The sequence below is a fragment of the Bacillota bacterium genome (assembly GCA_012839765.1).
In the GTDB taxonomy this organism is placed as follows: Bacteria; Bacillota; Limnochordia; order DUMW01; family DUMW01; genus DUMW01.
Window position 1 is genome coordinate 1 of sequence record DUMW01000021.1, and the last position, 4878, is coordinate 4878.

The 4878-nt window shown below is 49.4% G+C and carries 3 protein-coding genes; all 3 read right to left on the reverse strand.

Going from position 1 to position 4878, the window contains the following annotated elements:
• Positions 1–372 precede the first annotated feature (372 nt).
• Positions 373–1434, reverse strand: a complete 1062-nt coding sequence (locus GXX57_01915) for a LacI family transcriptional regulator (GenBank protein ID HHV43412.1) — start codon at positions 1432–1434, stop codon at positions 373–375.
• 180 nt (positions 1435–1614) lie between these two features.
• Complete coding sequence (locus GXX57_01920) at positions 1615–2739, reverse strand: GNAT family N-acetyltransferase (protein ID HHV43413.1); 1125 nt, start codon at positions 2737–2739, stop codon at positions 1615–1617.
• 401 nt (positions 2740–3140) lie between these two features.
• A complete protein-coding gene (locus GXX57_01925; GenBank protein ID HHV43414.1) occupies positions 3141–4592 on the reverse strand; it encodes a hypothetical protein in 1452 nt (483 codons plus the stop codon).
• Positions 4593–4878 lie beyond the last annotated feature (286 nt).

Here is a 4878-nt window from a genome sequence, read left to right on the forward strand (position 1 = left end):
AGTGACCTCGAACGGTTCATGCCCTGGTCTCCCGAAATCCCCGACTATTGCCGTACACAGAAGAAAAACTAACAAGCATAACACAACCCCCACCCAGAAGGCCAGGTGGGGTCTTTTTTACGTTTACTCAATTCCTCTGAAGTTCGCCCGGGTCGGCAAACAGTCCACCATGGCTGGCTTCCTCGATTTCGCATCCTACATGGGTGCCGCTTTCATGAGCATATTCACAGGAATAATCTTGGAGCGTTGGAATTGGAATGCTATTGTGGTATCGTGGGCTATAGTCTGTATCATTGCTAGCATCTTGACCTGGCTACTTGCTAGGACTAAAGACACTGCGGTTCAGACTAATGATTGGACTCTGAGAGCTGTTTAGGACCCGCTACAAGCAGGGGCTTCGCAGGAGTCCCGTTTTATGAGGCGGGCAGGCACCTTGATCTGAATCGCTTGTTCGGGTTTGGAAGACGCCTTGCGGTTCAGCAGTCGATACATCACATGCATGGCTTCACAACCCATCCGATGTCCTGGAATCTCAACGGTGGTCAATGCCGGCAGATTATATGCTGCGGTGGTAATATCATCAAAGCCAATCACCGATACGTCTTGGGGAACCCCACTCCCCCGTTTTTCCAGTAACCGCATCAGACCAATCGCAGTTAGGTCCGAAGACACGACAAAGGCTGTGGGGAAAGGAGAGAAGTTGAATACCTCCTCTAGACGTTTTTCCACCTCCTCAATCCGCTTGGGCCAATACACATCTAGTGTCTGGGGGTCTAGCCCAGGACTAGCCTCCTGAAAGGCGGTCTTAAATCCTAGAAACCGTTCCTTACCTATTTGTCCCCCCAAGGGACCAACAAAGGCAATCCGTCGATGACCTAATTCCTGGAGGTATCGGGTGGCGGTATAGGCGCCGTACCAATTATCCGTTGCCACATAATGTACCCTAGGATCGTCAAGCCAACAGTTGACCAAGACAATGGGGTAATTTGCCTCTAGGATCTGATTCAACTGTTCCAGGGCGCTTTCCGGATCCTCTAAGGTTAAGAACAATCCATCGTACATGCCATCTGCTGCTAGGGTCAGCAACTCCTCCTGGGCTTCTGCGACTAACGTAAACCGATAACCTAATTCCCCAGCCGTATCCCCCGCCCCCGCTAGAATGCTGGACGTAACCTCCCCTTGGATAAAACCGAAGGTAGGCATGATATAGCAAAGATGCCGGGTCCGCTGCAAAACCAGACTCTGGGCCAAGTAATTAGGCGTATACCCTAACGCCTTAGCCGCTTCTAGTACCTTGCGCCGAGTTGCAGTATCGACGCTTCTTGAACCGCTCAAAGCTCTGGAGACGGTCGATTGAGAGATATTCAGCATAGCGGCAATCTGTTTTTGGTTAATCTTTTGAGGGCCCTTCGCCTTTCCCAGCAACTCCGTCACATCCACCTAATAGACTATGGAATCCTCCAACTTGTATAAAACCTTTCATAAGTACCATATCCTGCAGGTGCCAAATTGTCAAGGGGTAAGAATTTCGGTCATAACTAAGGAGATAACCCCAGCGAGATACCAATATAGGGGAAGGCACCGTCTGCCTTCCCCCATGCACTAAATACACATCTAGATTGCGTCCATCTGGGCAATGAAAACAGGAACTGGTAACAGTAAACCAAACGTACCTAGATCCTTGCTTGCCGGTGGACCACCAAAGACAAGACTGGTAAGCTGACGTACTTCTAGTTCCACATAGGAGCCTGAACCCTTCTTCGGGACCACCGTCATCTTCTTGCCGTTCCACTCAACAGAAACAACGTCCAGGGTCTCGCCATCCTTGCAGCCAATGGACATCCCAAAGGGCGGAAGGTCAACTGCTAACTGCTCCAGTACTGGTCTTAGCTTCAGCATAAAACTTGACCAATTCACAATCCTAAACATCGCTTGGGGACTAATACTCCAACTTTCACAAGCACCAAACAGCCGGCTATTCCTCGGACTGTGAGCAGCTTCAACACAGAGATGGGCCCTTGAACCGAAAGTACAGTTGAGGGCTCCATAGATCAGACCCGCTTCTTCTCCTTCGGGAGAGATAACTTCCTCTACATAAAGATCACCTGAAAACTCCCGATTAGAGATTAAGTAACCACTAGAACCAACGAAGATACGCAAACCTAATCGTTTGAGTTGTGAGGGCAAACAGGGACGTTCCACCCGACATGATAGCGTTTGATGTAAGCAACGGATTCTCTCGATGACTTCGGGATCAGCAGGTTCAACCTCCATCACCGCCTCAGGCTTCACATTGCCCCGTTCAAAGGACCTTTTGCTATACACTAGATGATACTGTCCACCACAGAGTTCATATCCGAAACTCCCATAGCGCTGGCGGTTACCCCACAGCATGGAAAAATCGGAGCCTTCCTCGCGCATCCCCCTGAGGGACTCCTCCAAGAGTCTAGTCATATATCCCTTGCCCCGGGCTTGGGGATGAGTTGCCACCCCACCAATTCCGGCACATTTGAAGTGTTCCCCTAGTATGACGACCTCCATTGGGAAGACCCCAACGTTGGAGACAATCTGACCGTCTTCCACAACAATGTGAAAACAGCTCAAGGCATCATCTTCATCCCGGTAGCGATCTGGGTAGTGACGGTAGAAGAAATCCCTACCGTGTCCATAGCTTTGCTCCAGAAACCGATGCAACGCAGCTGCATCTTCCTTCTTGGCGATTCGTACTACTGCTTCCATAGAGATTGCATGACCCCCTTCGGACGATTGGATAGTCGTTGAGTCGTGTATTCTTCAAGTTGCATGACAGAACGCAACCACAATCTTGTAGGACCCCGAACGGCTGCTTAGTATATACTCAGCAGCGGTTCCCTGGCCTTTGATAGTCGTCATCATATCCGCCTACCAGACTATGTAATACTTGACTTATACCAGATCTGCTAATATACACCGTATCCTGTGGGTTGTTCCTTGTCAACGGCCACGAAGACAGTATGCTCTTAAAACCTAGGGGATAGAATACTCAAACACTAGAATATGACGTTTGGAAGCTCTGCTTCGTCATTTCGCACGGCATAAATGATGACCGGCGCTAGAGGTTTCCCGAATACGTGTCCTATGAACGAGTAGCAAGCGGTTTCCTATGCTCCTGCGGCGCTGATAGCATTCTCATTCAACCGGTCAATAATCGACACGATTTTCCGTGCACTACCTTCGGGAAACACATCCACGATGCTACCAATGGACCGAAAGGGCTCCTCTTGGAGGGCTTTCTTCTCAATGACTCCGTTCTTAACTACGTAATCCACAATGGTTTTCACAAACCGTATTTGCCTGCTGTCAAGGTTGTGATCGTTTAGAAATTCTGAAAAAGCCTCATTGGCTGTCTCTTGATCTAATCCTACAACCTGTAGCACTAGCACTGTCAACGGCGTATTACCGAACTCCCGTTCATAATCCTCCTTGGTACCTACTTCGTGCCATAGTATCTGCTCCAAGGCCAGAAAGTCCTCCTCGGACAGTGGCTTGTTGGTCCGTAATTTGTGAATAGACAAGTGGTTCTTATTCTCTCGTAAGTACTGATTTACCTTTTTCCGATAGCTCTGCAGTTCGCTTGAACCGAATTCCCCTACATTCTCCTGGACGGAAAGGATCTCATCGGTAAGGTTGGTATAGTAGATACGTGAGGCATCGTGCTCAATGAACCGGATCAGCTCCCTTAGTGATTCCCGCACCTGTTCTAGTTGCAGAAGGTCGACACCAGTCCAGAATTGCTCGGTCTGAACTTCCGCAATGATCCTTCGCTGAGCCCTTATCTGGGGAATCGTTCCCTGCACCGACAGTACTTTGGCAGTGCGGATCACTTCGTTCTTACCTTTGGTGATGCTCTTTCCCAAAACTAGAGCAAGCTGCAGAGTATACATGAGGTTGTCAAAGCGTTTAGCCATCTCCTCATCTGCGGCCGGAGGAATCAACGGCCCAAGGTTCTCCTTAATTTCTTCTACTTCAACAACTGTTAAGCTCTGCCATTGCGATTCGGTGCGGTATTTCTCTACGTACCAAAGCTTCTGCTTCACCACAAAGCTTTCTGTATTCAATGACTTGATCTCTTCAACTAGGTCAGAGACTAACGTTTCCCGGTACTGATCATATTTCTCTTCCTGGTAATCAAGATGCTGCAACTCGTAAATAAGCTCAAGTTTGGTGTTGAATATTCGCTCAGTCAAGCCCATAGTACCCTTTACCTCTTTCCCGTGGGGAGTGGCACGGAAGAATTCAAAGTTCCCACAGAAATCAAAGATAAGGAAGCTCTCCTTGTCCAAACCCGGGCCAAACAGATCCGGGCAGAGGCGAGTTCCCCGCCCAATCATTTGCCAGAACTTAGCCTTTGATCTCACCTTCTTGAAAAAGACTAGGTTAACCACTTCGGGTACATCAATCCCCGTATCCAACATATCTACTGATACGGCGATTTGGGGCATACTACCTACAAGACTGAACCGATCGATCAAATCCTGGGCATAGTCGGTCTTGTGTAAGCGTAAGTGCGGCCGGGAAATGGCGTATGTTCTAACCGGTGGGAATCCGGTCAAGAAAAGGTCTAACCAACCAGCTTGTAGCCAGCCCTTGGAGCCAGCCAGGTGACTGACTGGTTTAAGCGTAGGGAGGCAAGCTAACGGGCCGAAAGCGAAAGCTGAAGTGATTGAGCCTCGAAAAACGTTAATGAGGATGGTCGATGCGTTTTACGCCGCAGAAGACAACACTGACCCGAGCGCGAGAAAATGGTGAGTTCGGGCCAGCACTCCGGGGTCTGAGAGCTCGGCACGCTAGACACTGAGAACATACGGCAACCCGGGAGATCCCGCCTGTTCCTAACAA

Coding starts and splice junctions, on each gene's coding strand:
- GXX57_01920 (HHV43413.1), bottom strand. CDS start 2,739: ATGGAAGCAGTAGTACGAATCGCCAAGAAGGAAGATGCAGCTGCGTTG.